This window comes from Micromonospora sp. PTRAS2, from assembly GCF_054052245.1.
The window spans coordinates 19877-46247 of the sequence record NZ_JBSWBU010000017.1 but is presented as its reverse complement, the minus strand read 5'-3'; the positions used below and the strand labels follow the sequence as shown (position 1 = coordinate 46247).

Here is a 26371-nt window from a genome sequence, read left to right as displayed (position 1 = left end):
TCGGGCGGTGCGGGGTCAGGCGGTGCGGGCCACCTGCGGGTCGCCGGCCGACCAGCCGCCGCCCGCGGTGGCGTCGCCGGGCCAGCCGCCCGGGGCCGAGTCCGTCGCCGGTCGGCCGCGCGGCACGCCCCCGGTCGCCCACCCGGCCGGGTGCTCCCCCGCCGGCCAGCCCTGTCCGGGCGGCGGAGTCCACTCGTCCGGCCGGGCCTCGGCGGCTAACTCCGCCGTCGGCGGCTCCGGCGGGTGCCGCAGCCGGGCGACCTCGTCGAACTCCTGGAGCCCGCCGAGCAGGGCCTGCCGCCCCTCGGGGGTCATCCCGGACAGGATCGCCGCCAGCCGCTGCCGGCGGTCGGCCCGCAGCTCGGCGAGGAGCTTCTCGGCCTCCTGGGTGAGGTGCAGGGAGATCTCCCGCCGGTCGGACCGGCCCGGCTCGCGCTCCAGCATGCCCGCCGCCACGAGCCGGTCGCAGAGCCGGCTGGCCGAGGAGAGCAGCATGTCGAGCAGCGTGGCCAGCCGACGCAGGTTGATCCCGTCGTGCTGCTCGACCACCATGACGGCGCGCAGTTGCGCCCCGGAGAGCCGGCTGGTGGTGCGCTCGCGCGCCGCCTCGAAGACCGTGAGCAGGGTGCCGGCCGCCGCGTCGAGGGCGGCGGCCATACTCGCTTCTGGTCCGTGCGGACCGTGTTCTTCGGTCATGTTGGGCAAGAGACTACCCGGCGTCCCTGGTCGCCGGCCCCTCCGAACAGAGGAGTGACGATGAGCGGTGCGGAAGACCGGGCCCGTCGTACCCTGACCGAGGCGCCCGCCGACCTGCTGGTCGACCGGCTCGCCGGGGAACTCCTGCGGTCGTACGGGATCACGGAGGTCGAACTCTTCCAGGTCGACTACCGCCTCTCGGCGCTGCTGCCGCTCACCGAGGGTGAACCGATCGAGGGCCCGGGGCACCCCGCCTGGCGCTGCTTCGACCACCAGGAGCCGATCGTCACCGAGCGGACCGGCTACCTCCCGGTCAGCATGCGCGGCGACCGGCGGGGGGTGCTCCGGGTGTCGCCGCTGCCCGGCGATCCGGCCGCCGTGGGCGAGCTGCTCGGGGTGGCCACCGCGCTGGGCCACGAGCTGGTCGCCGTGAACGAGGGCACGGACGTCTACCGGGCCGCCCGCCGCAGCCGCCGGCTCACCCTCGCCGCCGAGATGCAGTGGGAGCTGCTGCCCGGGCGCAGCCGGATCCGCCCGTCCTTCAGCCTCGCCGGCCAGCTCGAACCGGCGTACGCGGTGCGGGGCGACAGCTTCGACTGGTCCGACGACGGGCACCGGCTGTGGCTGTCGACGATCAACGGGATGGGCGAGGGGGTGCAGGCCTCCGTGCTGACCGCCCTGGCCACGCACGCCCTGCGCAACGCCCGCCGGGCGGGACTGGGCCTGGCCGACCAGGCCGCCCTCGCCGACCAGGCCGTGTACGCGCTGCACCGGGGCGAGCAGCACGTCTCGGCGCTGCTGCTGGAGCTGGACCTGGCCGGCGGCGTGATGACGGTGGTCGACGCGGGCTCGCCGCGGCTGGTGCTGCTGCGCGGCGGGGAGGTGGTGGAGCAGCCGCTGGAGGCGCAGTTCCCGCTCGGCATGTTCGACGGCACCGACTACCGGGAGCAGCAGTTCACGCTGCGCCGCGGCGACCGGCTCTTCGTGCTCAGCGACGGCGTGGTCGAGGCGACCGGGCAGAACGTCCGGTACGGCGAGACCGCGCTGGACCGGTTCCTGCGCCGGACCGGCCCGATGGAGCCGCTGGACGCGGTGCGGTCGCTGATCGGCGATCTGCGGGCGTTCGTCGCCGGTGACCTGGTCGACGACGCGGTGGTGGTCTGCCTCGACTGGACGGGCCCGCAGCCCTGACCGGCCCGGTGCCCGGGTCGGCGCGACGCCGGCCCGGGACACCCCACGTCCGGTACGCGCCCCGGCCGCACATCACCGGTCAGTACGCGCCCCGGCTGCGCACCACTGCGCCGAAGGTCTTCCACAGGATGGTCAGGTCGGCGGCGAGCGACCAGTTCTCCACGTAGTAGAGGTCGAGCCGGATGCCGTCCTCCCAGCTCAGGTCGGACCGGCCGCTGACCTGCCAGAGGCCGGTCATCCCGGGCTTGACCAGCAGCCGCCGGGCCACGTCGCCGTCGTAGCGGGCCACCTCGGAGGGCAGCGGCGGGCGCGGGCCGACCAGGCTCATCTGCCCGAGCAGCACGTTGGCGAGCTGGGGCAGCTCGTCGAGCGACCACTTGCGCAACACCCGACCGACCCGGGTCACCCGGGGGTCGTCGCGCATCTTGAACATGAGGCCGTCGGTCTCGTTGCGGGTCGTCAGCTCGGCGAGCAGGGCGTCGGCGTTGACCACCATCGTGCGGAACTTGAACACCCCGAACTCGCGGCCGCCCTGGCCGACCCGGGTCTGCCGGAACAGCACCGGGCCCCGGTTGTCGAGCTTGATCGCCAGGGCGATCACGGCCAGCAGCGGCAGCAGCAGGGCCAGCGCCACGGCGGCGGCGGACCGGTCGACGAAGCCCTTGACCAGCTTGCGGGCCCCCCGGAACTCGGGGGCCTCCACGTGGATCAGGGGCAGGCCGGCGACCGGCCGGGTGTGGATGCGGGGGCCGGCCACGTCGGTGAGCGCAGGCGCGACGACGAGGTCGACGCCGGTGCCCTCCAGCTGCCAGCCGAGCCGCCGCAGCCGGGTCGCGGTCAGCTCGCCGGAGGCGGTGACGGCCACGGTGTCCGCGCCGATCGCGGTGGCCGCCTCGGGGATGCCCCGGAACGAGCCGACGACCGGCACGTCGCCGAGCCGCTGCGGCACCGGCGCGAGCAGCGCGTCCGGGATGCAGGCGCCCACCACGTGGTAGCCGGCGTACGGCTCGCGGCGCAGCTGGTGGACCAGCTCCAGCACGTGCGCGGTGTCGCCGACCACCAGGACCTTGCGGGACCAGCCGCGCCCCCGGGACCGGGCCCGGTGCAGCCGCTTGCGGGCGGCGAACCGGGCCACCTCCAGGCCCAGCATGCCGACGGCGAACGAGATGGCCAGGAAGCCCCGGGACACGCCGACGTCGGCGATGTAGCCGGCGATGGCGGTGCCGCCGGCGAGGCGCAGGCTTGCGCTGCCGACCCGCCGGTACTCGTCGGCGCCGTAGCCCAGCACCCGGTCGTCGTAGCAGCGCAGGACCTTGAGCGAGAGCAGCCACGTGAGCAGCAGCACGGGGGCCACCACGACGTACGGGATCTTCGAGCCCACCGGCTCCTCGTCGCCGAAGCGGGCGACGTAGCCGATCAGCACCGCGACGGCCAGGACGGCGGTGTCCAGCACGACCAGCATGCGAACGTACGCCCGCTCGTCGACGCGGGCCACGGGCCCGCCCCGGTCAGCCCCAGGCCGCGGCGGCGTCCTGGTGGCGGTCAACAGCGTCGCCGACGTCACCGGCCCTCCCCACTCTGCTGAGAAAGGCCCCGGTCGTTGCTCGGTCTCCCCAACGGGACCGACGGCGCCGGAGCACCTCGACATCTTCTCTTAACAACTATGGCCACCAACTACTTCGGACGTATTGCCGTCAGTTTGCTGGCGGACGGGTGCGACAGGTGGCTTGGCGCAACGGTTTTCCCGCGCGGCGAGCCACCGTCGCTGATTCGGGACTCAGTATGGTGCACGGTCAGCGAGGCGCGTTCGGGCGGAGCGCGATCGCCTTGAGGAAGATGTCACCGATCTTGGTCGGATCCTCGGTGACGAAGTTGCCGCCGCCGGTGACCTTGGTGATCGACTCCAGCTCGGACTTGCTGACGTCGTTGCCGATGCCGATGATCACGACCTGCACCGGCCGGTCCGGGTCGGCGATCCGCTTCAGCTCGGCGAGCAGCTTCTGCTGGGAGATGCCGTTGGCGTCCTCGTTCTTGCCGTCGGTGAACAGCACGATCGAGTTGACCCGCCCCGGCTCCCAGTCCTCCTGCACCGCCTTGTAGGCGGCCAGCATCGTGTCGTACAGGCCGGTGTCGCCGCTGGAGGGCCGGATCGTGGCCAGCCCCTGCTCCAGTCGGCTGCGGTTGCTGGACAGCGGGTTGATCGGCACCAGTTCCCGGTAGTCGAGGCTGCCGACCAGCTCGGTGGAGAAGGTCCACAGCCCGATCGACCAGGAGTCGTCGAAGAGGTTCAGGCCCCGGCTGGCCGCCGCGACCGTCACCTGCTCCCGGGTGGCGTTGTTGGCGCTGGGCACCGGCTGCTTCATCGACCCGGAGACGTCGATGACGCAGAGCATGCGCCCGGACTGGGTGGCGATGGACCAGCTGGAGACGGCACGCTCTATCGCGACGGGGTCCAGGCCCCCCGCGCCGTTGCCACCCGGCGCCGGCGCGGTCGCCGCCCCACCCGCCGGGCTCGGCGCGCCCTGCGGCGCCTTGAAGCCGTCGCCCCAGTTGCCGTCCGGCGCGCGCAGCGACCGCTCGGCCAGCCGGTTGCGGAAGCCCGGCGTGGTGAGCACCTCGAACAGCACCTTCGCGGCGGCCTGCTTCGCCGGCTCGATGCCCGGCAGCACCGCGTACGGGTAGTCCAGCGGCATCGGCGACGGCTCCAGGTAGAGCGCCGCCAGCGGGATCGGCGGCTTCCGCTCGTTGTACGCCATCACGTCCTCCTCCGACAGCGCGGCGGCGCCGAGGCCGGAGGCGATCGCCGTCGGGTCGGAGGAACGCGGGAACCGGGCCAGCAGGTCCTCGCGCAGCGCGGAACGGCCGGTGGCCAGCGCCCGCAGGGCCCCCGTGGTCGCCTGCTGCGCGTCGCCGCCCGCCCCGCTCGCGGCGGCGGTCAGCGACAGCAGCCCCGACAGTCCGGCCGCGTCCTGGGTCGGCTCGACGATCCCGGCGCGGATCGGCTTGCTGCTGCTCACCTGGCGCAGCAGGTCGGTCCAGGTCAGCTTCTTCTCCGGCCAGCCGAACCGGGTCTCGGCGACCGGCTCGGGCACCGCCACCACCACCGGGCTGCGGGCGATGGACGCGCCGTTGCTCGGGGCGAACGCGGTGGCCCCGGCGTTCTTCAGCCGCAGCAGCCAGGTCGAGGAGTCCGGCACCCACACGTCCGGGGTGACCGCCGTGCCACTGGCCTGGCCGACGCCGGCCAGCTGCACCCCGTGCTTGCCGGCCACCGCGGCGGCGACGTCCACCGGCTCGGACTCCGAGACGTTCACGGCGATGCAGGTGCCGCCGACCGCCGCCCCGTCGGCCATCCACTGGGCTGCGGCGGCCTGTACCGCCGGGGCCAGCTCGGGGGCCGCCGCCACCGACAGCTGGACCTGCCCCGAACAGGCGGGCTGGACCAGCCCCCGGTAGCCGAACCAGGCACCCGCGATGACGACGACGAGCGCCGTCGCCGACGCGACTGCGCCCGCTCCGCGGATACCTGACTGCATGCGATGGCGGCCTGACACGGTGACCATCTTGCGGACCCGCTGCTGGTACTGCCACGTCCGTTCGGACGAAAGTTACTCAGGAGAGACAGATGTCATCACTTTTCCTACGCTGAGTGACGACCCGGTGCCCCGAGGTCGCTGACACGCCCCTGATCAGGGCCGGAACCGCTGGCGGTCACGGCAGGACGCAGGTCGGGCTGGGCAGCGCCACGGGCTCCCCGACCGGCGTCGGGACCCCCGTCGCGGCGTCCACCCGGAACACCCGGACCATGTCGGCGCGCTCGTCGGCGACGTACAGGTGCTGGCCGGTCAGCGCGAAGTGCCGGGGCCACTCCCCGCCGGTCTCCACCTCCGCCACCGGCTCGGGCAGCTCTCCGGCGAGGGCGAAGACCGACACCGTGCCGACGCCCCGGTTGCCGACGTAGAGGAAGCGCCCGTCCACGCCGACGGCGATCTCGGAGGGCTGGACGTGCCCGGCGCGGGTGCTGGCGTCCACCCGGCCCCGCTGGTGCAGCGCCCCGTCGGCGGTCAGCTCGTACGCGGTGACCGTGGCGTCCAGCTCGCCGACCAGCCAGCAGCGCCGGCCGTCGGGGTGCCGGGCCAGGTGGCGGGGGCCGGAGCCGGGTGCGGCGTGCACCCGGGGCGCCCGGGGCACCAGCCGCCCGGAGGCCGCGTCGAGGTCGTACCGGTAGACCGAGTCGGTCCCCAGGTCGACGGCGAGCAGCGGCCCGCCGTCCGGTGCCGGGGAGACCATGTGGCAGTGCGCCTTCTCCTGCCGCTGCGGGTCGGGCCCGTGCCCGGCGTGCACCACCAGGTCGCTGCGGTCGCCCGGCGCGCCCGTCGGGTCGAGCGGGAACACCGCCAGGCTCCCGCCGCCGTAGTTGGCCGCCACGAGGTGCCCGCCGTCGGAGGTGACCGCCAGGTGGCAGGGCTCGCCGCCGCCGGTGCCGCGCGAGCCGAGCGGGGTCAGGTCGCCGTCCGGGCCGACCCGGAACGCGCTGACCTCCCCCTCGGGCAGCTCGTTGGCGGCGTAGAGCACCGGCAGGGTGGGATGCCGGGTGAGGAAGGACGGCGACGGGGTCGCCGCGGCGGTGCCGAGCGGGGTCAGCGCGCCCGTCACGGGGTCACGCCGGGCGGCGACGATCCCCTCGCCCCGCCCGCCGCTGGCCGCCGTGTAGCACCCGAGGTGGACGATCGTCTGCTGCCCGGTCATCCGGTCCGCCTTCCGCTGTTGTCCGTCGCCGGCCGTCCCGGCCCGCCGTCCGTGCCCGTCACCCCGGGTCCTTACCCGCGTCGGTCCGGATCCCTACCCACGTCGTTCCGGGTCCTTGCCCGCGCGGCCGGGTCAGGCCGGAACCGGCTCGCCGCGCTGCCGGGCGACGTGCTCGACCAGGGAGATCAGCACCAGCTTGCCGGACTGCCGGTCCCGGGCGTCGCAGAACAACAGCGGCACGCCCGGGTCGAGGTCCAGGGCTTGGCGTACGGCGTCCAGGCTGAACCGGCGGCCGTCGTCGAAGCAGTTCACCCCGACCACGAACGGGATGTTCCGCTGCTCGAAGTAGTCGATCGACGGGAAGCAGTCGGCCAGCCGGCGGGTGTCGGCGAGCACCACCGCCCCGAGCGCCCCGAAGGCCAGCTCGTCCCAGAGGAACCAGAACCGGTCCTGTCCCGGGGTGCCGAACAGGTAGACCTGGAGGTCCTCGTTGATGGTGATCCGGCCGAAGTCCATCGCCACCGTGGTCGTGGACTTGCCCTCCACGCCCGAGAGGTCGTCCACGCCGATCCCGGCGCCGGTGAGGACCTCCTCGGTCTGCAACGGCCGGACCTCGCTCAGCGCGCTCACCAGCGTCGTCTTGCCGGCGCCGAAGCCGCCCGCGATGAGGATCTTCAGGGCCAGCGGGATCCGCACCCCGGACCCGTTCCGGTCATAGCGCACGGAGTCCATTGACCACCGCCTTGAGGATGTTGTCGTCGGGTAGGAACGCGGTGCCGGCCGGCTCGTGCACCGAGACCAGGCCACGGGCGAGCAGGTCGCCGACGAGCACCCGGACCACACCCACCGCGAGGTCCAGCTCGGCGGCCAGCTCGGCGACCGGGACCGGCCGCCGGGCGAGCTCCACCAGGCGGCGGTGCTCCGGGTGCAGCCGCGGGTGGGCCGCCGGGTCCGCACTCCGGCCGGCGAGCACGAACGCCACCAGGTCGAGGCCGACCGGCGGCCGGACCCGCCCGCCGGTCAGCGTGTACGGCCGGACGACCGGGCCCGCGTCGCCGTCCAACCACTCGTGCTGCGGCCCCGGGGACTCAGCCCGCATCGGCCCCACCCGAGGAGGCCCGGACCGGCGCCGCCAGGTTCTCGCCCACCCGGATCACCAGCATCGCCATCTCGTACGCCACCAGCCCGATGTCCGCGTCGGCCTCGGCGACGACCGCGAGGCACGCGCCCTGACCGGCGGCGGTCACGAAGAGGTACGCCGACTCCATCTCCACCACCGTCTGCCGCACCCCGCCGGCGGCGAGGTGCCGGCTGGCGCCCTTGGCCAGGCTGGAGAAGCCGGAGGCCAGGGCGCAGAGGTGCTCGGCGGCCGTCCGGTCGAGCTCGGCGGAGGCGCCGAGCAGCAGCCCGTCCGCCGAGAGCACCACCGCCTCACGGGCGGCTGGTAGCCGCTCCACCAGCTCGTCGAGCAACCAGTCGAGATCGACGTTCGGCTTCGTCGTGTGCACCACTAGGCGTCCCTCTCAGTTGCGGTCGTGGGTTGTTGCGGGGGCGCCGCCGGGGCGTCCGGTTCCGGTGTCGCGTCGGCGGCGGTGGTCGGGGTGGGTGCGGCGGGCGAGATCGGGGCGGCGGCGGGCGGGGCGGTGCCGTCGCCGACCGCGGGCAGGTCGGCGGCGGTGGTGCCGGCCGCACCGTCCCGGCGGCCCCGGGCCGTGCCGGCCTGGAGCGCGGACATCAGCCGGCGGGCCTCCTCCGGGGCGCGCGGGGCCGGGGCGTCCTGGGCCGTCGGCCGGGGGCGGGTGGTGGGGCCACGCCGGCGCACCCGCCGGGGCAGGCCGTCGCCGTCGCCGCCCGGATCGGCCGGCACGGAGCGGCTGGGCACCAGCGGCACCACGGCCGTCGACGAGTCGCCGCGTTCCCGGGTGATCCGGGCGGACCGGGGCCGGGGCAGCGTGTTGAGCCGGGTCACCTTGGCCATCCGCCGGTCGTCGGCCGCGCCCTGCGCCTCCCGCCTGCCGGGCGGGCCGGGCGGCGGCTCGCTGGTCACCAGGTCGTGCGGGATCAGCACCACGGCGGTGACCCCGCCCTGGGCTGCCGGCCGCAGCTGCACCCGGACACCGTGCCGGGCGGCGAGCCGGGCGACCACGAACAGCCCGAGCCGGGCGCTGTCGGCCGGGTCGAACTCCGGCGGCGTCGCCAGCCTGCGGTTGGCCTCCTCCAGCGCCGGGGCGGACATGCCCAGCCCCTGGTCGATGATCTCCACGGCGTACCCGTTGGGCAGGCTCTGCCCCCGCACGGTGACGCGGGTGCCGGGCGGGGAGAACGCGGTGGCGTTCTCGATCAGCTCGGCCAGCAGGTGGATGACGTCGCCGACGGCCCGGCCGACGGTGGCTGCGGGCTGCACGTCGGCGATGTCGACCCGGTCGTACGACTCCACCTCGGAGATCGCGCCCCGCACCAGGTCGACCATCGCGACCGGATTGCGCCAGCCCCGGCCCGGCGCGGCCCCGGCGAGGATCACCAGGTCCTCGGCGTGCCGGCGCAACCGGGTGGCCAGGTGGTCCACCCGGAACAGCTCGGCCAGCTCGTCCGGGTCCTCGACGCGGCGCTCCATCCGGTCCAGCAGGGCGAGCTGCCGGTGCACCAGCCCCTGGCTGCGCCGGGCGATGTTGAGGAAGACCTCGTTGAGCCCGCGCCGCAGGGTCACCTCGTCCACGGCGGAACGGACGGCCGTCCGGCCCACCTCGGTGAACGCGCGCCCCACCTGGCCGATCTCGTCCTCGCCGTACTGCAGCGGCGGGGCTTCCCTGGCCACGTCGACGTCCTCGCCGCGGCGCAGCCGGGTCACCACGTCCGGCAACCGGCGCTCGGCCATCTCCAGGGCGGCGTCGCGCACGGCGGTGAGCCGCCGCGCCAGCGACCGGCCGACCCGCAGCGAGAACAGCACCGACGCCACGATCGCGGCGAGCCCGAGCACGCCGGCCACGCCGAGCCGGGCCAGGATGCCGACCGCCACCGGCACCGTCCGGTCGGCGATCGCGTCGGCCTGGGTGAGCTCGAAGTCGCGCAGTCCACGCTGGACCGCCTCCTGGCTGGTCTCCCAGGCGCGGGCGTCCAGCCGCGGCGCCCGGCCGGGATCGGCCCGCACCAGCTCGTCCTGGAGGACGCGCAACCGGACGAACGCCTCGCTCTCGGCCAGCCGCTGGTAGGCCGCCCGGTCGTCCGCCGGCAGGTCGGCCACCGCCGTCTCGGTCAGGAACCGCTGGTTGCCGATGACCTGGACGAGCTGGGTGTGCTCGCCCGTGGCGTAGCGCCCGGTGACGAGCACCCCGGCGAGCAGCGCGTCGGCCTGCCCGAGCAGCTCCCGGGACCGGCCGAGCGCGGTCAACGCCAGCGCCTGCCGGTTGAGGTCGTTGTCGGGCAGGGCGGCCAGCGCGGTGAACGCCTGGAAGGCCGCGCCCACCATGCCGCTGTAGAGGCCGATCGCGCCCGTCCGGTCCACCTGGCGGCGGTCGATGAACCCCCGGCCGGCGGGCAGCGCGTCCAGCGCGCCGAGCAGCCCGTCGAGCCGGGCGTCGAGCAGGTCGCCGGCGGCGTCGCGCAGTCGCTCACCGTTGACCCGGCGGCGCAGTTCGGCGACCGCGACGTCGGTGCGTCGCCGCTGCTCGGTCAGCTCCGGCAGCTCGGCGGTGCCGGCGAGCTGCACCACGGTCAGCCGCCGCTCGCGTTGCAGCTCGGCGACGACGGTCTCCCCGGGCCGGCCGAAGTCGTAGAGGAGGGTGCCCGCGGAGAGCAGGTCCAGCGCGGGGCCGAAGGCGAGCGTGGTTGCGAAGATCCACAGGGCCAGCAGCGCGCTGACCGGCGCTACGACCAGGGCCGTCAGCTTCGAGCGGATCGGCCAGTCGCGGGTGTTCATCAGACCTCGCCCGGAACGTGTGGCAGCGGGTGGCACCGGCACCGGCCAGGCTTCGCCGCCCTGGCACCGGGGCACCGGCACGGGCGCCTTGGGCAGGATACGTAATCGTCGGCGGATGCGGTACCGGCCTCTCGCCCGGTGCGCTCGCCCCGGCACGCTCCGCTGTATCGGAGTCCGGACCCATCAGGGCGGGAACCCCCCATCCGTCACCCGGCATCCGCCGATCGCCCAGGAAAGTCGCCCGGATCGGGATTGGCGATCAGCGACCGGAGGGAATACCGGAGGGACGAAGGAGGAGCCATGTCGCCCACGCAGGTAATCGTCATAGTTCTCGTCGTACTCGTGGTGGTCGCGGCCCTGGCCGTCGTCGGCCGGCAGGTCGCCCGCCGCCGCGCGCTGCGGTCCCGGTTCGGGCCCGAGTACGACCGGGTGGTCGCCGAGCGGGACAGCCGCGCCGACGCCGAGCGGGAGCTGCGGGACCGGGAACGCCGGCACGCGGAGCTGACGCTCACCCCGCTCACCCCCGAGTCCCGGGCCCGGTACGCGGCGGCGTGGGAGGAGCTCCAGGTCCGCTTCGTCGACTCCCCCGCCGAGACGGTCAGCGACGCGGACGAGTTGGTCGGCCGGCTCGTCGCCGAGCGCGGGTACCCGACCGGGGACTTCTCCGACCAGATCGCCCACCTCTCCGTCGAACACGCCCGGACCCTCTCCCACTACCGGGACGCCCACGAGATCCGGCTGCGCAACGAGCGCGGCGAGGCCGGCACCGAGGATCTGCGCCAGGCCGTCGTCCACTACCGGGCGCTCTTCGCCGACCTGCTCGGCGCGGACCCGGTGGGCGCCCCCGTCCCCGGGCAGGGCGCGGACCCGGTGGGCGCCCGCGTCCCCGAGCAGCGCGACCCGGACCAGCAGCACCTGGACCAGCCGCGCCCGGAGCACCGCCGGCCCGAGCAGCACCACCCGGAGCAGCGCCAGCCGGACAGCGCGTCCCGGGAGGCGGAGCAGACGCCGGTCGACCGTCCGCACGACGTCACGAGCCGTTGAGGAGAGCCAGATGCGCCAGGAGCAGCAGGTGAGCAGCGACCACCCCGAGGCCGTCAGGTCCGCGCCGGTGCCGGTGCCGCCCCCGGGCGGGGCGACCGGCGACGCGGCGGCCCGCCGGGGCCGGGACGTCGAGGGCCGCGCCGAGGTGCCCGAGGACGTGCTGGACGACCGGGGCACCTTCGACGACCCGGCCGTGGCCGACGAGCGCGGCGACAGCGCGCCCGAGTTCCACGAGCCGGCCCCGCTGCCGACCGCGTTCGGGGCGACCACGGTCGGCGGCGCGGTCGCGGCCTCGGCGATGGCCAGCGGCCGCCCCGAGGACGAGCGGGACCCGCGCGGCGAGGACACCGCCCGGCCGGGCGACGGCGCGCCGGGCAGGACGGACGCGTTCGACGACGAGCGGGCCGACCCGACCGCCGCCGACCGGCTGCACGACCGGTCCCGGTGGACGACCGACGAGCCGGGAGACGGGCGCACCGGGGCCCGCCACGCGGTCGACGGGCGGGCCGGCGCGGACCGCGACCAGACCGGCGCGGTGGTTGCCGGCGCGGCCGGGTACGGCCGACCCGAGCCCGGCATGACCGACCCGGACGCGCGGGACGACGCCCCGTCCGCCCTCGGTGTCGGCGCAGACGCACGTGACGGTGCCGGCGCGCACACGCGGGACGGCGTCGCCGCGGTCACGGCGGCGGCCCGGCCCACCACGGGCGCCGTGCCCGAGGACGCCGCCACGCTCTTCGAGCCCGGCACCGCCCAGGGCTTCCGGGACCGCTGGCGCGACGTCCAGCTCCGCTTCGTCGACGACCCCCGGGCCGCCGCCGGCCAGGCCGAGTCGCTGGTCGGGGAGGCGATCGAAGCGCTGGCCGCCGCGCTCGCGGAGCAGAAGAACAAGCTGGGCGACTGGCAGCAGACCGGCGACGACGACACCGAGCAGCTCCGGATCGCGGTACGCGGGTACCGCGACTTCCTGGACCGGGTGCTCGGCCGCTGACCGTCCCCGCTGCGCGCGCCCCGGCCGACCACGGCCGGGGCGCGTCGGCGTCCGCCCTCTGATTCTTGGACAGTTCCCGTTCGCGGCGAACAGCAGCCGACCGGGGCGACGAGCGGGGCCGACCGGGGTCCGGCGTCGTCGGCATGCCCCCGGCCCTGCGGGGTACGCCAGGGGGATCAGGCAGCACCTGGCGCACAGGAGGGCAGCAGGATGACGGAGCGCGAACCGAACGCGGGGCGACCGCTGGAGGAGAGCCCCGAGGTGGCGGCGGCGGTGGACGACGAGAGCACGGTGCCGCAGCTGCGTACCGGCGGCGGGGCCGACCGGGACAACCCGTCCTTCGCCGGGCCGGGGGAGGCCGTGGAGGGGGTCGGCTCGACCGAGGACCTGCTCGGCGACCCGTACGGCGGGGGCACGGGTGCTAGCGGGGACAACATCCGCACCGGCGCGGAGCAGCCGTGGGACCCGGAGGACCTGGTGCTGGCGCGGGGCCAGGACCCGACCCCGGAGAACATCGAGCGGGCCCGCCGGGACCTGGCCGAGCAGGGCCGGGCGGCGGTGGAGCGGACGGTGCCCTGACCGGCCCGCACCTCACCGGCTCGGGCCTGAGGGCCAGGCACACACCGACCAGGCACACACCGGCCCGGACCTGACGGGCCAGGAACAGGCGGGGGCCCCTGGCCCGACCGGTGGACGGTCGGACCAGGGGCCGGGGGGAACCTGCCGGCGCGGTGCCTCACTCCCGCGGCGGCCGGTAGGCCTTCCGCCTGGTCAGGAGAGCGGCGGGTAGGCGTTCTGCATCAGCTGGGCGAACTGCGCCGGGAACCAGGCACCCGAGATCGGGGCACCCGACAGCGCGCCGCTCATGCTGTTGCCGTTGCGGGCGTTACCGGTGTAGGTCGGGTCGCACATCCGGTCGAAGCCCTTGCCCTCGTTGTTCGGGATCTCGGTGCTGGAACCGTCCGACTCACCCGGGGGCTTCACCCAGACGTAGGCGTCGATGCCCGGCTCCGGAGCGGCCTTGGGACGCTCGCCGAGGCCCGCGCCGGCCTGGTTGCACCAGTTACCGGCGTGGAAGCGCCGGTCGACCCGGCCGCCGTTGACGTAGGTGTCCACGCTGGTCATCGCACCCGGGCCGGTGGGCCGGGCGGAGCCGCCCCAGCCGTTGCGGGAGGTGTCGATCAGCATGCCGATGTTGCTGGCGAAGCCCTTGGAGACCAGCTCGTTGCGGAACGCCTGGGCGAAGGAGAGCTCGTCGACGTAGAAGTTCCAGTCGACCCACTTGGACTGGCGGACGCTCTGGCCGTTCACCGTGTCGGTGACCTTGAAGTACGGCTCCTTGAGAGCCGAGTAGTTCGCGGTGTTCACGATGAAGCCGTGCACGTTGGCCGGGGTGCTGCCGGACGCGCCGGCGGCCTCACGCAGGATCGTGGCGCTCGGGCTGAAGTTGCTGTCCCAGCCCAGCCAGCCGTGGTGGCCGGCGTCGATGTAGTTGTAGACGTTGCCGATCGCGCCCAGCTTCGCCAGGGCGTAGCCCACGCCCTCGACGTACCCGCGGTTGGCCTTCATCGTGTCGCACGTCGCCGTGCCGCCCGGCTTGTCCGAGGTGTTGGTCACCAGGTTGGGCAGCGAGTCGATCTCGATGATGTTGATGATCCGCAGGCTGGAGTACTTCGAGTCGCGCTGGATCGCGGCGATCGGGTCGATGTACTCGGTCTTGTAGCGGGGCAGCTCGTCCGGCTTCAGCTCGCCGTTGGAGGCGAGCGCGGCGCAGTCGCGGCCGGGCAGGTTGTAGATGACGAACTGGATGTAGTTCGCACCCTGGGCCAGCGCGGCGTCCAGGTGGTTACGCACGCCCATGGCCCCGTTGGAGCTGCTGTCCGGGGTGCCGTTGATGGCGGCGATCCGGTCGATCCACACGGCGGTGGGGGTGTTGGACACCCGGTTGCCGCCCGCGACGGACTCGGCCTTGGCCTTCCACTCCGGGTTCACGTACCCCTTGGCGTTCAGGTACGGGTTGTCCACCTTCTGCCCCGGCGGGGTGGTGGGCGGCGGGGTGGTCGGCGGCGGGGTCGTCGGCGGGGGCGTCGTGGACGGAGGCGTCGTCGGCGGGGTGGTGGTCGGCGGCGGCGTGGTGGGGTTGGTGGTGCCGCCGTTGCAGACCACGCCGTTCAGGGTGAACGAGGTGGGCTTCGGGTTGCTGCCGCTCCACGAGCCGTTGAAGCCGAGGGTCACGCTGCCGCCGCTGGCGATCGAGCCGTTGTAGGACTCGTTCGTGGCGGTGACGTTCTGCCCGCTCTGGCTCCACTTCGCCGACCAGCCCTGCACGACCTTCTGGCTGGCGTTCGGGAAGGTGAAGCCGAGGTTCCAGGACGAGACGGCGTCGCCGATGTTCTTGATGGTGACGCTGCCGGTGAAGCCGCCGGCCCAGTCGTTGGTGGTGTAGTCGACGCTGCACTGGGTCGCGGCCTGGGCCGCGGTGACCGGAATGGTCACCAGACCGCCGGCGACCAGCGCGCCCGCACCGGTCAGTGCGAGCGCCCGGCGACGGCCGGACAGTCTCTTCCTCATACTCATGCCACTGATCTCCTTGGGCGAGACCGGACTCGCGGCCCGGCGGAACGGCGCGCGACATCGAAAGGACATCGACGGCGCCACGGGGGATTTCGGGGGTGCCCGACCCGGACGGGCAGTGTGGTGGTGGTGCGCGACCGGCGCGTGGAACGGCCGGTCGGGCGGCGGACGTCGTCCGGTGGAACCGGTGCCCTCGACATCTGCCTTGCGCGGTGTGGCTCCCCGTACCGCGTGAGGGAATTCTTGCATGGGAGCGCTTCCATGGCAATGGTTCGATGCCGGGTGGCCCCACCCACCGGGGACGAGCGGCCCGGTGAGGGCGTCGGAGCACCGGAGGTGCCGACCGGGACGCCGCACGTGAGCGCCCCTCCCTCCTCGAAAGGGTGCGGGAACGCCCGGCCGGTCGCAACCCCGTCGACCGACCCGATTCATCCGACACATGGCGTCAACCACGCTTAAGCGGCCTTCCCCCTCACGCCCAGGCAAACTGTAAAACACGAATCTTTCCCCTGATAGCTCGCGAACAGGGCTAACGTCGTGGGTAGCTCGGCTGACGTCGGGCTCAGGACGAAGAGGGATGGAGTGACGCAGGTCATGGCAAACAAGATGCTCGGGAAGGTCGTTGCGGGTGCCGCGCTCGGCGGCGCGTCCCTGCTGGTGTTCACGCCGGGGATCGCGTTCGCGGACGGCCACTACGACGGCGAGACCCGCGACGGCAAGGTCTATGCCAAGCCGCACGTCGTCAAGCCCGGCGAGAAGGTCAAGATCCTGGAGATCTGCCCCGAGGCCCAGGAGCACGCCGCCGTCTGGTCCGAGGTGACCGGCAAGGTCAAGCTGCACCCGGCGGAGGAGGACCACGGCTACCAGGGCGAGGAAGAGGGCGCCTGGGCCGAGGAGAAGGCCGGCGAGGAGCACGGCGGGGCCAAGGAAGACGAGAAGGCCAAGGAGGACGAGAAGTCCAAGGCCAAGGAGGACGAGAAGGCCAAGGGCGGCAAGGGCGGCGGCGCCGCCGACGACTCGTCCGGCGAGTGGAGCGGCTACGAGCACGACCAGGAGGCCGAGAAGGGCTACGGGGACAAGTCCGAGAAGAAGGCCGAGAAGGACTGGTCGAGCGAGGACTCCGGCTACGGCAAGGACTCCAGCTACGGCAAGGACTCCAGCTACGGCGAGGACAAGGGGTACGGCGAGGAGAAGTCCTGGGAGCACAAGAAGGACTTCGTCTACTACGGCGAGGCGGAGGTCGCCGAGGACGCCGCCCCGGGCCGCTACGAGCTGAAGGGCTCCTGCGCCGAGGGCGAGCTGGTCGTGCTCCCGCGCGGCCACGTCGAGGGCGGTGACGGCGGCGCGGCCGGCGGCACCGACCGTGGGCTCGCCACCACCGGGGCGAGCATGATGGGCGCCGCGGCGCTCGGCGGCATCGTGCTGATGCGGCGGCGGCGGGCCAATGGGTCCCTCGCCTGACGTGACGGCGACACCGGCCGGCGGCCGCCACGGGACACCGTGGCGCGCCGCCGGCGCGGCCGTCGTCGTCCTGCTCGCCATGGTGGGCGCCGGAATGGTCGGCGCCTCCATGCGCGCCGCGCCCACCCCCCGCCCGCCCCAGCCGGTCACCCAGGCCAACCCCGACCGCGTCGGTGGGGTCACGGACGACGGCGGGAACGTCGCCGGTCAGGGGCCCCTCGACGCCGACACGGAGGCGGCGGACGGGGGACAGCCGACGGCCGGCCTGGCCCGGGCCACCCCGACCACCATCAGGATCCCCCGCATCGGCGTCGACGCACCGATCATGACGCTGGGCACCAACCCGGACGGCACCGTCCAGGTTCCCCCGCTGGAGCAGGCGTTGAGCGCCGGCTGGTACTCCCCGGGCGCGAGCCCCGGCGAGATCGGCAACGCCGTCGTCGTGGGCCACGTCGACTCGGCGAAGGTCGGCGGCCCCGCCGTGTTCTACTCCCTCGGCGCGCTCCAACCGGGAGACACCATCGAGGTGGCCCGGGACGACGGCAGCCGCGTCACCTTCACGGTCGACGAGGTGCGGGCGTACCCGAAGGCCGCCTTCCCCACCGAGCTGGTCTACGGACCCAACGACCGGGCCGGCCTGCGGGTCGTCACCTGTGGTGGGCAGTTCGACCAGGCGGCGGGCAGCTACGTGGACAACGTCATCGTGTTCGCCACGATGACCGGCTGACCGGACGGTTCGGCCGTGCGGGGCGCGGCCGGTCGGATGCCCGACCGGCCGCGCCCCGCACCCGCGACCCGGCTCAGGCCGCCGAGGTGCGCACCAACGTGCGGATCTGGCGCAGCAGCACCGACAGCGCGGCGAGGTCCGCCCGCGAGTCGTCGAACTCCCCCATCGCCCGCCGGGCCCGGTGGATCGACGTCGCGTTGGACTGCTCCCACTGCTCCACCCGCTCCAGCGGCGGCAGCGAGTCCGGCGTCGAGCCGAGCACCTCCGCGGTGAGCGCGGCCAGCGCGGCGTACAGGTCGTAGCGCAGCGCCATCCGGGCCAGGGTCTGCCAGCGGTCCGCCCGGGGCAGCAGGGAGATCTTCGACAGCAGCGAGTCGACCCGGAACCGGTCGGAGAGCACGAAGTAGACCGAGGCCACCTCGCCGACGTCCCGGCCGCTGGTCGCCGCCGTCTCCACCACGTCCAGCAGGCCGAAGCTGTACATCAGCCGGGTCGCCTGCTCGGCCAGCCCGCGCGGCAGCCCCCGCGAGGTCATCGCGTCGATGTGGGCCGCGATGCCCTCCCGCTCGCTGCCGTAGAAGAGGTTCTCCAGGCCGGGCAGCAGCCGGGCCACCCCGTCGCGCAGCCGGGCGATCTCCGCCGGCACGTCCAGCGGGGAACGCCGGTTGGTCACCAGCCAGCGCACCGCCCGGTCGAGCAGCCGCCGGGTGTCCAGGTAGACGGCGGTCTGCAGCTCCGGGTCGACCTTGTTGTCCAGCGCCTCGACCGCGTCCCACAGCTCGCGCAGCCCGAACACCTCGCGGACCACCACGTACGCGCGGATCACGTCCGCCGCCGACGCCGCCGTCTCCTCGACCACCCGGAAGACGAACGTGATGCCGCCCCGGTTGATCGCCTCGTTCACCAGCACGGTGGTGACGATGTCGCGGCGCAGCCGGTGCTGGCCCATCCGGTCGGCGAACCGCTCGCGCATCGGCGTCGGGAAGTAGTTGACCAGGACGTCGGTCGTCCACTCCTCGTCCGCGAGCCCTTCAGCCAGGATCTCCCGCTCCAGCACGATCTTCGTGTACGCGAGCAGCACCGCGAACTCCGGCGCGGTCAGCCCGGTCTCGGTGCGGGCCGCCAGCTCCTCGTCCGGCGGCAGCGCCTCCAGCGCCCGGTTCAGCGCGCCCGAACGCTCCAGCTCGTTGATCATCCGCCGGTGCACCGGCAGCAGCGAGGCGGCCTGCGCCTGCGAGTTGTTGATCGCGCGGGCCTGGTCGTAGTTGTCGCGCAGCACCAGCTCGGCGACCTCGTCGGTCATCCCGGCCAGCAGCTCGTCGCGCTCCGGCACGGTCAGTTCCCCGTCGGCGACCGCCGTGTTGAGCAGGATCTTGATGTTCACCTCGTGGTCGGAGCAGTCCACCCCGGCCGCGTTGTCGATGAAGTCGGTGTAGATCCGCCCGCCCGCGAGGGCGTACTCGATCCGGCCGAGCTGGGTGCAGCCCAGGTTGCCGCCCTCGCCGACCACCCGGCAGCGCAGGCTCCGCCCGTCGACCCGGATCGCGTCGTTGGACTTGTCGCCCACCTCCGCGTTGGTCTCCGAGGACGCCTTGACGTACGTGCCGATGCCGCCGTTCCAGAACAGGTCCACCGGGGCCGTCAGGATCGCCTTCATCAGCTCCTGCGGCGAGAGCTGGGTGACGTCGTCGTCCAGCCCGAGCACCGCGCGGACCTGCGGCGACACCGGCACCGACTTCGCGGTACGCGGGTGGATCCCGCCACCGGCGGAGATCAGCTTCTCGTCGTAGTCCTCCCACGACGACCGGGGCAGGTCGAACAGCCGCTTCCGCTCGGCGTACGAGGCGGCGGCGTCCGGGTCCGGGTCGAGGAAGATGTGCCGGTGGTCGAACGCGGCCACCAGCCGGATGTGCTCGCTGAGCAGCATCCCGTTGCCGAACACGTCGCCGGACATGTCGCCGACGCCGACCACCGTGAAGTCCTGGGCCTGGGTGTCGTGCCCCAGCTCCCGGAAGTGCCGCTTCACCGACTCCCAGGCACCCCGGGCGGTGATGCCCATCTTCTTGTGGTCGTACCCGGCGGAACCGCCCGAGGCGAACGCGTCGCCCAGCCAGAACTGGTGCCCCGCCGAGATCTCGTTGGCGATGTCGGAGAACGTGGCGGTGCCCTTGTCCGCCGCCACCACCAGGTACGGGTCGTCCGCGTCGTGCCGGACCACGTCCTCGGGCGGCACGATCTCACCGGCGACGATGTTGTCGGTGACGTCGAGCATCGCGCCGACGAACTCCTGGTAGCAGGCGACCGCCTCGTCCCGGTCACCCGGCTTCTGCTTGAGCACGAAGCCGCCCTTCGCGCCCACCGGCACGATCACGGCGTTCTTCACCATCTGCGCCTTGACCAGGCCGAGCACCTCCGTGCGGAAGTCCTCCCGCCGGTCGGACCAGCGCAGCCCGCCCCGGGCCACCGGCCCGTAGCGCAGGTGCACGCCCTCGAACCGGGGCGAGTAGACGAAGATCTCGAACCGCGGGCGCGGGGCCGGCAGGTCCGGGATGGCCTGCGGGTCCAGCTTGAACGCCACGTACGGCTTCGGCCGGCCGCCGACCGGCTTGGCGTAGAAGCTGGTGCGCAGGGTGGCCTGGATCAGGGTGAGGTAGGAGCGCAGGATGCGGTCCTGGTCGAGGCTGGCCACGTCGTCCAGCGCCGCCTTGACCGCCGCCACCAGCTCGCCGCCGCGCTCGCGGCGCTGCTCGACGCTCGCCTCGCCCGGGGCGAACCGCACCTCGAACAGCTCCACCAGCAGCGCGGCGATCCTCGGGTACGCGATGAACGTCTGCTCCATGTAGTCCTGCGAGAAGACCGTCCCGGTCTGCCGCAGGTACTTCGCGTACGCCCGCAGCACCACCACCTGCCGCCAGGTGAGCCCGCCGCGCAGCACCAGCTCGTTGAAGCCGTCCACCTCGGCCTCGCCCCGCCACGCCGCCGCGAAGGCGTTCTCCACGTGCGGGCGCACCTCGGCCAGCTCCTGGTGCCCCTCGGGCAGCCGCAGCCCGAAGTCGTACAGCCAGATCCGCCCGTCGACGCGCTCCACCTCGTACGGGTGCTCGTCGACCACCTTCACGCCGAGCGAGTGCAGCACCGGCAGCACCGCCGACAGCATCATCGGCTCGCCGTAGCGGTAGACCTTGAACCGCACGTCCATCGTCTCGTCGACGTCGGCGTCCCGGCCGACGCCCGCGCGCGGGGCGAGCTGCTTGCGGAACAGGTGCATCTCCAGCTGGCCGGGCTCCTCCAGCAGCTCCAGCTTCGCCAGGTCCTTCATCGCCTCGTACGGCGTGTGCCCGTCCTTGTAGCCCTCCGGGAACGCGTCGGCGTACCGGCTGAACAGGTGCTTGGCCTGCTCGTCGCCGAGCTTGCGCTCCAGCACCAGGCGGTAGTCGTCGTCCCACAGCCGGGTCGCGTCGGCCAGCTCCTCGGCGAGCAGGTCCGCGTCGATGTCCCCCGGCGGGCGGGTCGGGTCCGTCCGCACGATGAAGTGCACCCGGGCCAGCATCGACTCGGTGACCCGGGTGGTGTAGTCCACCCCGACGCCGTTCAGCTCGCGCAGCAGGATGTCCTGCATGCGCAGCCGGTTCTGCGTGGTGAACCGGTCCCGGGGCAGGTAGATCAGGCAGGAGATGAACCGCCCGTACGCGTCGCGGCGCAGGAACACCCGCAGCTGCCGGCGGCCCGCCATGCGCAGCACGCCGATCACCGCGTGGTAGAGGTCCTCGGTCTTGATCTGGAACAGCTCGTCGCGCGGGTACGTCTCCAGGATCTGGAGCAGGTCCTTGCCGGAGTGGCTGCGCTGGCTCAGGCCGGAGCGGTCCAGCACCTCGGCCACCTTCCGGCGCACCACCGGCAGCTCCCGTACGCTCGTGCGGTACGCCGCCGTGGAGAACAGGCCGAGGAACCGCCGCTCGCCGACCACCTGACCGGCGTCGTCGAAGACCTTGAAGCCGATGTAGTCGAGGTACGCCGACCGGTGCACGGTGGCCCGCGAGTTCGCCTTCGTGATGATCAGCAGGCGCTTCTCCAGCACCTTCTCGTGCGCCTCGGGCGTCATCGACGACAGCGCCCGCGCCTCCGGGGAGTCCGACCGCAGGATGCCCAGGCCCGTGCCGAGCACCGCCTCCAGCGCCGGTCCCTCGCCGCCGGGGGCGTCGACCAGCCGGTACTCCCGGTAGCCGAGGAAGGTGAAGTGGTCGTGGGCGAGCCAGCGCAGCAGCTCCACCGAGTCCGTGATGTCCTTCTCCGGCACCGGCGGGCGGTTGTCCGAGGTGCGCGCGGTGGCCAGCTCGTCGGCCAGGGCCAGGGCGCGCTGGCGCATCCTCGGCCAGTCCTCCACGGCCTCCCGCACGTCGGTGAGCACCCGCTGCAACTCGCGGCGCAGCTTCTCCCGCTCGGCGGCGTCGCGGACCGGGTCGATCTCGATCCGCATCCAGCTCTCGACGAGGTCCCCGTCGATCGAGTCGTCGGGCTCCACGTCGGCGGCGACCTCGACGAGGCGGCCCAGCGGCTCGCGGCGCACCACCACCAGCGGGTGGACCAGCAGGTGCACGTCGAGGTGGTGGGCGTTGAGCAGGGCGGTCACCGAGTCGACCAGGAACGGCATGTCGTCGGTGACGATCTCGATCACCGTGTGGTGCTGGTCGGCGTCCGGCTCGTGGATGCGCAGCTTCAGCTCGCCCGGCACCCGCTGCTGGGCGAGGTCCCGATGGGCGCGGGCCGCGTCGAGCATCTCCTCCGCGGTGAACCCGATCAGTTCCTCGTCGGGGGCGAACCGCCAGAAGCGGCCGACCAGTGTCGCCGCGTCGTGGTCGTCCCCGGCCAGCGCGACGGCCTGGGCGACCAGGCGTTCGGCGTTCGGGACCGGCTCGTCGAGCTCGGCGTCCTCGACGTCGTCGGCCAGCGCCTCTGCGGGCAGCCCGAGGTCGTAGAGGGTGTCGATGCTCGCACCGGTCATCCCGGTCACGCCTGTGTCGAGTCGGCCGAAGCCGTCCCCGTCGGTTGCCGAATCGAAACTGTCGTCCCGGCCGGTGTCGTCCTGCCGGAGGTCGGGTCCCGGTTTGATCGCCGGACGCCGGTCCATCGGTGCCACTCCCCTCGACCCACCGCGTTGTGGGTCACTCTGCCGCCCAGCCTAGGCCCTCCCGATTGGTGCTTTGGTCGGACCTACGGCCGGACGTACGGTTCGGGACTCCGTCCTTTCACCCGTTGCAGATCCCTGGTCGGCCGGCTGGGGTGTACCCCGGCGCGCGACCTTCCTCACCTCCCCGGGGCACGTCTTCCCGCACGTGACGGGCTCGGCGGGGCGGTGCGCGGGCGACGGTCGTACTACCGTGACGGTCAGTCGGAGATCCGGAGGGACCGCCCGTATGCACCAGACGCACCCGATCCGTCGCGGCAGCGCCCGCACCCGCGCCCGGCGGTCACTCGCGGCGCTGGCGGCCACCGTCCTGGCCGCCGGCACGCTGGTCGGCTGCTCGTCCGACGACGGCCCCGCACCGACCGTCGACGCCTTCCTGTCGGGTTGGGGCAAGGGCGACCTGCAGGCCGTCGGCTTCGTGACCCCGGCCGGGCTCAAGGTCCCCGCCGCCGACGTGACCCGTCAGCTCCGCGAGCTCTCCGGCGAGCTGGCCGACACCCCGCCGGTCCTGCGCCGCACCGGCGACCCGAAGGTCGACGCGAACGTCGCGACCGCCGGGATCCGGGTGGCCTGGGCCCTGCCGGGCGGCACCCGCTGGGAGTACGACCGGCAGGTGCGGCTGACCACCGGCGACGACGGGCAGTGGCGGGTGATCTGGGAGCCCCAGGTGGTGCACGAGCAGCTCACCGACGGCGACCGGATGGCGCTGCGCCGCGACGCCGCGCCCCGGGCGGGGGTGCTCGACGGCGCGGGCAAGCCGATCGTCACGCCCCGGCCGGTGGTCCGCGTCGGGCTGCAACCGAGCGAGGTCACCGACGCCAAGGCCGTGGCGCGACAGCTCGACGCGGCGTTCCGGGCGGTCCGGCCGGCCATCACCCCGCCGGTCGACCTGACCGACCTGCCCAAGCGCCTCGCCGACGCCGACCCGGGCGCGTTCGTCGAGGTGGTGACGCTGCGCGAAGAGGCGTACCGGCAGATCCGGTCCCGCATCTACGACCTGCCCGGCACGAAGTTCCGGGCCGAGAAGCTCGACCTGGCCCCGACCCGGGAGTTCGCCCGGGCGGTGCTCGGCTCGGTCGACCAGGCCCAGGCCGACGACCTGGCCGCCCACCCCGACCGCTACCGGCAGGGCGACCTCGTCGGCCACGGCGGCCTCCAGGGCCGGCACGACGAGCGGCTGCGCGGCACGCCCGGGCTCACCGTGATCAGCGAGCGGGCCGGGCCGGACGGCACCGTCGCGCCGACCGGCACGGAGCTGTTCCGGCAGGAGCCGAAGCCCGGCCAGGCGGTGCGGACCACCCTCGACGTGGCCACCCAGAACGCCGCCGACGCGGCCCTGCGCGGCGAGAAGCGGCGCGCCGCGCTGGTGGCCGTGCGGGTCGGCGACGGCGCGGTGCTGGCCGCCGCGAACGGCCCGGGGGCCGCCGGCGAGAACCTCGCGTTCACCGCCCAGGTGCCGCCCGGCTCGACGTTCAAGATGGTCAGTGCCCTCGGCCTGCTCGACCGGGGCGCGGTCACCCTGGACGGCCCGGTCGCCTGCCCGAAGACGTTCACGGTGGACGGTCGCTCGTTCAAGAACTCCGACAACTTCGCCCTCGGCACGGTGCCGTTCCGCACCGACTTCGCGAAGTCCTGCAACACGGCGTTCGCCGCGCTCGCCCCGAAGCTCGGCCCCGACGGCCTCGCCGAGACCGGCCGGGCCCTGGGCCTGGAGGCCGAGTGGGACCTCGGCCTGGACGCGTTCACCGGCAAGGTCTCCGCCGACGGCTCACCGGCCGAGCAGGCCGCCGCCGCGTTCGGGCAGGGCACCACCGTGGTCAGCCCGCTGGCCATGGCCGCCGCCACCGCCGCCGTCGCCCGGGGCCGCTGGGAGCAGCCGAAGCTGGTCGTCGACCCGGCCCCGGCCAAGGCCGCGCCCGCCGGGCCGCAGCTCAAGCCGGAGTCGGTGGAGCCGCTGCGCACGATGATGCGCGAGGTGGTCACCGCCGGCACCGCCACCGCCCTGAAGGACGTCCCCGGCGGGCCCGTGCACGGCAAGACCGGCACCGCCGAGTACGACGACGACCCGGCGCACACCCACGCCTGGTTCGTCGGCTGGCAGGGCGACGTGGCGTTCGCGGTGTTCGTGGAGCGGGGCGGGTCGAGCGGGTCGAGCGCGGTCCCGATCGCCGAGCGCTTCCTGCGCGCCCTGGCCGCCTCCTGACGGGCCGCCTCCTGACGGGCCGGCCCGCCGGGCCTGTCGGCCGGGGCCGGCGGCCGGGCCTAGGCTGAGCCGCCATGTCGGCGACATAGCGGTATCCGGGGCGGCGGGATGCCCCCATGTCGCCGACATGGCGGCGCGCCGTGGCCGGCGAGGAGGCGGGCGGCGAGGAGGCGAGGAGGCTGGGCCCTCGGTCAGGCGATACCGGCCGCCGGCCGGGGCGGGGCATCGTCTTCGGGGGGCGGCGGGGTGTCGCCCGGGGTCGCCCCGGTGACCCGGCGCAGCAGGCCCGGCCCGACCGAGGCGGGCGGCCCGACGGGCTCCAGCAGCGGGGCGGCACCCGTCGGGCCGGCTGGGTAGCCCGCGACGAGGTCGACATCGTCCACCAGCCCGGCCGACCCCTCCGGCCCGCCCCCAACCTCGTCCGGCCCGGCCGGCGAGCCGGTCGGTGCGCCGACGGCCAGCGGACCAGCGGCCGGTGCGCCGACGGCCGACGAGTCGGTCGGTGCACCGGCGGCCAGCGGACCAGCGGCCGAACCGCTCGGGCCGGCGGGACCGGCGAGACCGGCGGGCAGGAGCCGCTCCGGGGCCGGGACCGGGCGCGACTCGGGAGGCAGGCGGGGCTCCGGGGCGGCCGGCACCAGGCGGGGCTCCGGGGCGGCCGGGAGCAGGCGCGGCGGCACGGCGCTCGGTGCGGTCACCGGGGCCAGCCCGGCCACCACCGTGTTGACGATCTCGGCGGCGTACGCGCCGTCGACGTCGTAGTCGGGGTCGAAGACGGTCAGCTCCACGCCGAGGCAGTGCGGGGTGTCGACCAGGCCGGCGAGCAGGATCTCCAGCTCGGCGAAGGCGATCCCGCCCGGGTCCGGGGCGTCGACCGCCGGCATCACCGCCGGGTCGAGCACGTCCACGTCGACGTGCACCCAGTAACCGGCGCAGTCGGCCAGCTCCTCGTGGGCCCACTGGGCGGTGCGGGCCGCACCCTCGGCGCGCAGCGCCGGCACCGGCCGGGTGGTGATGCCGGCGGCCTGGAGGTCGAGGCGGTACTCGTCCTGGGCGCGGATGCCGAGGACCACCACGTCGATGTCGCGGAAGTAGGGCCGCCGCCCCTCGATCGCGGCCAGGTCGGCCTGCCCCCGCCCGGTGACCAGCGCCAGGTCCTCCCCGGCCGCCGCGCCGACGTACGAGGCGTTGCCGGGGTGCCGGAAGTCGGAGTGGCCGTCGACGAAGACGAGCCCGATCCGCCCGCCGACCGCCTCGCCGAGCCGGTGCATCGCCAACGCCGAGCCGAGCAGGATCGAGCAGTCGCCGCCGAGGACGAGCGGGAACTCCCCCCGGTCGATGATCGCCCCGATCCGGTCGGCCAGCGCCGCCGAGTACGCGGCGATCTCCGGGGCGTGGCAGACGCCGTCGCCGGGGCGCCAGTCGCCCGGGTCGTACCGGGGCGGGGTGAGGCAGCCGGCGTCGCGCGCCCGCAGCCGGGCGAGCAGGCCCTGGTCGCGCAGCGCTCCCGGCGCCTTGGCGCAGCCGGGGACGGCGGTGGGGGTGGGCGGGCGCAGCCCGAGGTTGGACGGCGCGTCGAGGACGGCGATCCGGCGCATCGGGGGCTCCCGTCCTCGTGGGTCGGGCGGGCCGGC

The 26371-nt window shown here is 74.2% G+C and carries 17 protein-coding genes and 1 pseudogene; 7 read left to right on the top strand and 11 right to left on the bottom strand.

Annotation, left to right across the window (positions count from 1 at the left end):
* Positions 1-15: 15 nt before the first annotated feature.
* Positions 16-657, bottom strand: a complete 642-nt coding sequence (locus ACVMYR_RS30245; RefSeq protein ID WP_077938578.1) for a MarR family winged helix-turn-helix transcriptional regulator — start codon at positions 655-657, stop codon at positions 16-18.
* Between the two features lie 99 nt (positions 658-756).
* Between ACVMYR_RS30245 and ACVMYR_RS30240 the strand changes: the two genes are divergently transcribed.
* Complete coding sequence (locus tag ACVMYR_RS30240) at positions 757-1887, top strand: PP2C family protein-serine/threonine phosphatase (protein ID WP_396789051.1); 1131 nt, start codon at positions 757-759, stop codon at positions 1885-1887.
* 79 nt (positions 1888-1966) lie between these two features.
* Here the strand turns inward: ACVMYR_RS30240 and ACVMYR_RS30235 are convergent, their stop codons facing one another.
* The 7 genes from ACVMYR_RS30235 to ACVMYR_RS30205 form a co-directional block, all read right to left on the bottom strand.
* Positions 1967-3451, bottom strand: a complete 1485-nt coding sequence (locus ACVMYR_RS30235; RefSeq protein WP_077938576.1) for a sugar transferase — start codon at positions 3449-3451, stop codon at positions 1967-1969.
* Positions 3452-3680: 229 nt separating this feature from the next.
* Positions 3681-5423: a substrate-binding domain-containing protein gene (locus ACVMYR_RS30230; protein WP_077938575.1), complete on the bottom strand. Its 1743-nt coding sequence runs from the start codon at positions 5421-5423 to the stop codon at positions 3681-3683.
* A gap of 175 nt (positions 5424-5598) precedes the next feature.
* Positions 5599-6636 (bottom strand): lactonase family protein, encoded by a 1038-nt coding sequence (locus ACVMYR_RS30225; RefSeq protein ID WP_077938574.1) that lies wholly within the window; start codon positions 6634-6636, stop codon positions 5599-5601.
* A 132-nt stretch (positions 6637-6768) separates the two neighbouring features.
* On the bottom strand, positions 6769-7368 hold the full coding sequence (locus tag ACVMYR_RS30220; RefSeq protein WP_077938573.1) for a GTP-binding protein: 600 nt from the start codon (positions 7366-7368) through the stop codon (positions 6769-6771).
* Positions 7349-7735 carry a DUF742 domain-containing protein gene (locus ACVMYR_RS30215; RefSeq protein WP_077938598.1) on the bottom strand — a complete coding sequence of 129 codons (387 nt, stop codon included), beginning with the start codon at positions 7733-7735 and terminating at the stop codon, positions 7349-7351. Before ACVMYR_RS30215 ends, ACVMYR_RS30220 begins: the two co-directional genes overlap by 20 nt.
* A complete protein-coding gene (locus ACVMYR_RS30210; protein WP_043966125.1) occupies positions 7725-8147 on the bottom strand; it encodes a roadblock/LC7 domain-containing protein in 423 nt (140 codons plus the stop codon). Before ACVMYR_RS30210 ends, ACVMYR_RS30215 begins: the two co-directional genes overlap by 11 nt.
* Complete coding sequence (locus tag ACVMYR_RS30205; protein ID WP_457123416.1) at positions 8147-10552, bottom strand: sensor histidine kinase; 2406 nt, start codon at positions 10550-10552, stop codon at positions 8147-8149. The genes ACVMYR_RS30210 and ACVMYR_RS30205 overlap by 1 nt, the downstream gene beginning before the upstream one ends.
* 300 nt (positions 10553-10852) lie before the next feature.
* Between ACVMYR_RS30205 and ACVMYR_RS30200 the strand changes: the two are divergent.
* The 3 genes and pseudogenes from ACVMYR_RS30200 to ACVMYR_RS30190 form a co-directional block, all read left to right on the top strand.
* Positions 10853-11467 (top strand): annotated as a pseudogene (locus tag ACVMYR_RS30200) (hypothetical protein); the annotation flags it as partial.
* Positions 11468-11606: 139 nt separating this feature from the next.
* Positions 11607-12587 (top strand): hypothetical protein, encoded by a 981-nt coding sequence (locus ACVMYR_RS30195; protein ID WP_457123415.1) that lies wholly within the window; start codon positions 11607-11609, stop codon positions 12585-12587.
* Between the two features lie 210 nt (positions 12588-12797).
* Complete coding sequence (locus ACVMYR_RS30190) at positions 12798-13166, top strand: hypothetical protein (protein WP_457123414.1); 369 nt, start codon at positions 12798-12800, stop codon at positions 13164-13166.
* Between the two features lie 192 nt (positions 13167-13358).
* On the opposite strand, the gene ACVMYR_RS30185 is transcribed toward ACVMYR_RS30190, so the two are convergent.
* On the bottom strand, positions 13359-15164 hold the full coding sequence (locus ACVMYR_RS30185; RefSeq protein ID WP_457123413.1) for a glycoside hydrolase family 6 protein: 1806 nt from the start codon (positions 15162-15164) through the stop codon (positions 13359-13361).
* 591 nt (positions 15165-15755) lie between these two features.
* Here ACVMYR_RS30185 and ACVMYR_RS30180 point away from each other — a divergent pair.
* Together ACVMYR_RS30180 and ACVMYR_RS30175 are read left to right on the top strand one after the other, a co-directional pair.
* Positions 15756-16622, top strand: a complete 867-nt coding sequence (locus ACVMYR_RS30180) for a hypothetical protein (protein ID WP_457123412.1) — start codon at positions 15756-15758, stop codon at positions 16620-16622.
* Position 16623: 1 nt separating this feature from the next.
* The gene (locus tag ACVMYR_RS30175) at positions 16624-17349 is read left to right on the top strand and encodes a class F sortase (RefSeq protein ID WP_228986622.1); all 726 of its coding nucleotides are present in this window, start codon (positions 16624-16626) and stop codon (positions 17347-17349) included.
* 73 nt (positions 17350-17422) lie between these two features.
* Here the strand turns inward: ACVMYR_RS30175 and ACVMYR_RS30170 are convergent, their stop codons facing one another.
* On the bottom strand, positions 17423-22477 hold the full coding sequence (locus tag ACVMYR_RS30170; RefSeq protein WP_457123411.1) for an NAD-glutamate dehydrogenase: 5055 nt from the start codon (positions 22475-22477) through the stop codon (positions 17423-17425).
* A gap of 286 nt (positions 22478-22763) precedes the next feature.
* Between ACVMYR_RS30170 and ACVMYR_RS30165 the strand changes: the two genes are divergently transcribed.
* The gene (locus ACVMYR_RS30165; RefSeq protein WP_457123410.1) at positions 22764-24737 is read left to right on the top strand and encodes a penicillin-binding transpeptidase domain-containing protein; all 1974 of its coding nucleotides are present in this window, start codon (positions 22764-22766) and stop codon (positions 24735-24737) included.
* A 191-nt stretch (positions 24738-24928) separates the two neighbouring features.
* Here the strand turns inward: ACVMYR_RS30165 and ACVMYR_RS30160 are convergent, their stop codons facing one another.
* On the bottom strand, positions 24929-26335 hold the full coding sequence (locus ACVMYR_RS30160; RefSeq protein ID WP_457123409.1) for an arginase family protein: 1407 nt from the start codon (positions 26333-26335) through the stop codon (positions 24929-24931).
* Positions 26336-26371: the final 36 nt, after the last annotated feature.

What these genes read in the sequence shown, in the direction of transcription:
- ACVMYR_RS30180 (WP_457123412.1), top strand. Translation starts at nt 15,756, where the DNA reads ATGGCAAACAAGATGCTCGGGAAGGTCGTTGCGGGTGCCGCGCTCGGC.
- ACVMYR_RS30190 (WP_457123414.1), top strand. Translation starts at nt 12,798, where the DNA reads ATGACGGAGCGCGAACCGAACGCGGGGCGACCGCTGGAGGAGAGCCCC.
- ACVMYR_RS30220 (WP_077938573.1), bottom strand. Translation starts at nt 7,368, where the DNA reads ATGGACTCCGTGCGCTATGACCGGAACGGGTCCGGGGTGCGGATCCCG.
- ACVMYR_RS30225 (WP_077938574.1), bottom strand. Translation starts at nt 6,636, where the DNA reads ATGACCGGGCAGCAGACGATCGTCCACCTCGGGTGCTACACGGCGGCC.
- ACVMYR_RS30245 (WP_077938578.1), bottom strand. Translation starts at nt 657, where the DNA reads ATGGCCGCCGCCCTCGACGCGGCGGCCGGCACCCTGCTCACGGTCTTC.
- ACVMYR_RS30230 (WP_077938575.1), bottom strand. Translation starts at nt 5,423, where the DNA reads ATGCAGTCAGGTATCCGCGGAGCGGGCGCAGTCGCGTCGGCGACGGCG.
- ACVMYR_RS30160 (WP_457123409.1), bottom strand. Translation starts at nt 26,335, where the DNA reads ATGCGCCGGATCGCCGTCCTCGACGCGCCGTCCAACCTCGGGCTGCGC.
- ACVMYR_RS30185 (WP_457123413.1), bottom strand. Translation starts at nt 15,164, where the DNA reads ATGAGTATGAGGAAGAGACTGTCCGGCCGTCGCCGGGCGCTCGCACTG.
- ACVMYR_RS30215 (WP_077938598.1), bottom strand. Translation starts at nt 7,735, where the DNA reads ATGCGGGCTGAGTCCCCGGGGCCGCAGCACGAGTGGTTGGACGGCGAC.
- ACVMYR_RS30170 (WP_457123411.1), bottom strand. Translation starts at nt 22,477, where the DNA reads ATGGACCGGCGTCCGGCGATCAAACCGGGACCCGACCTCCGGCAGGAC.
- ACVMYR_RS30205 (WP_457123416.1), bottom strand. Translation starts at nt 10,552, where the DNA reads ATGAACACCCGCGACTGGCCGATCCGCTCGAAGCTGACGGCCCTGGTC.
- ACVMYR_RS30240 (WP_396789051.1), top strand. Translation starts at nt 757, where the DNA reads ATGAGCGGTGCGGAAGACCGGGCCCGTCGTACCCTGACCGAGGCGCCC.
- ACVMYR_RS30195 (WP_457123415.1), top strand. Translation starts at nt 11,607, where the DNA reads ATGCGCCAGGAGCAGCAGGTGAGCAGCGACCACCCCGAGGCCGTCAGG.
- ACVMYR_RS30165 (WP_457123410.1), top strand. Translation starts at nt 22,764, where the DNA reads ATGCACCAGACGCACCCGATCCGTCGCGGCAGCGCCCGCACCCGCGCC.